The sequence below is a fragment of the Vibrio sp. Vb0937 genome, from assembly GCF_033338855.1.
In genome coordinates this window covers 1-1,240 of sequence record NZ_JAWOTK010000270.1, presented here as the reverse complement: position 1 = coordinate 1,240, position 1,240 = coordinate 1, and the positions used below count along the sequence as shown (strand labels likewise).

Annotated in this window: 2 protein-coding genes and 1 pseudogene; 1 reads left to right on the top strand and 2 read right to left on the bottom strand. The window is 44.9% G+C overall.

What is annotated here, in order from left to right; all coding sequences use genetic code 11:
• Window positions 1–302: pseudogene (locus R7P67_RS25005) on the bottom strand (hypothetical protein); the annotation flags it as partial.
• 205 nt (window positions 303–507) lie between these two features.
• On the opposite strand from R7P67_RS25005, the gene fdxA reads away from it, so the two are divergent.
• A complete protein-coding gene (gene fdxA, locus R7P67_RS25000; protein WP_005495940.1) occupies window positions 508–831 on the top strand; it encodes a ferredoxin FdxA in 324 nt (107 codons plus the stop codon).
• A gap of 91 nt (window positions 832–922) precedes the next feature.
• Here fdxA and R7P67_RS24995 read toward each other — a convergent pair.
• On the bottom strand, window positions 923–1,240 hold a 318-nt coding region (locus R7P67_RS24995; RefSeq protein ID WP_318086343.1), incomplete at its 5' end, for a TrmH family RNA methyltransferase.

Below are 1,240 nucleotides of genomic sequence, written 5' to 3'. Positions count from 1 at the left end.
ATTGGGCGCTCTGTTAGGTTCTCAGGTGCTTTCGCAACAAACTTGTATTCCATGTCTGGTGTTTGGCGAACGTGAGGATCGTTTGCGAACTTCGCTAGCAACGCGGTTTCATCGCCTTCAACGATGATGTCTAGCGTGTAAATAAGATGAATATTGGTTTTCTTACGAGCATCGTAGCCGCGTCTAAAGACGTTAAAAGAGATAACTTTCTCAGCAGGAATGCCAAGTTTTTTAGTGATCGCGTCTAATAGCGCGCCTTCCTCATGATCAAGAGGAAGCTTAATTTCATTAATACGAATCATGTCGATGTCTCGTTATAGTAGGTGTCTTAGCCAAAAAACCTAACGGCCCCCAGCTCACAATGGCGCGCATTTTACGAGAAATTGAATTGTCTGTCATACTAAATCAAGGTTGGACGACGGATTTAACTTGGTGAATGTTGAATTTTGCCTTGGGATGAGTATTATCCCCCTTCTTTGATTTTGACTAACTTAAGAGCTGATTATCATGGCGTTTGTCGTAACCGATAACTGTATCCAATGTAAATACACCGACTGTGTCGCGGTGTGCCCGGCTGACGCCTTCCACGAAGGTCCAAACTTCATGGTAATCAACCCAATAGAATGTATCGACTGTGGCTTGTGTGTTGACGAGTGTGCCGCAGCGGCAATCTTCCAAGAAGACGAGCTGCCTGAAGATCAAATCATCTACAAAGAGCTCAACGCCGAACTCGCAGAAATCTGGCCGGTACAAACTGAAGTGAAACCAGCGATGGATGAAGCGGAAAAATGGAACGGCGTGCCAAACAAGTTGGATATGTTAGAAAAATAACCGCATTCAAAACGAAAAAAGCGTAATGAACCTCAGCTTGACATCGCCTGGACCGTTACGCATTTTTTGTATCTAAAATTCGTTGATACGATTAGCTGTGCTGACGACGCATGTTGTCCAAAATGATGCCCGTCGCCATTGCTACGTTTAAAGATTCTGCGCCACCGAAAGCAGGAATCGTGATCTTATCTGTCACGAACTTGGACGCTTCTTCTCGCACACCATGTGACTCGCTGCCCATCAACAAAATACCTTCTGCTGAAAAATCAGTTTTATGCACGCTCTCACCTTCAAGGAAAGCACCATACACTGGCAAGTTTGCTTCAGCTAAGTAGCTTGGCAAATCAACCAAACTCACTTGCACACGCCCAAAACTGCCCATTGTCGCGCTGATGGTTTTTGGGTTATA

What these genes read in the sequence shown, in the direction of transcription:
- fdxA (WP_005495940.1), top strand. Translation starts at nt 508, where the DNA reads ATGGCGTTTGTCGTAACCGATAACTGTATCCAATGTAAATACACCGAC.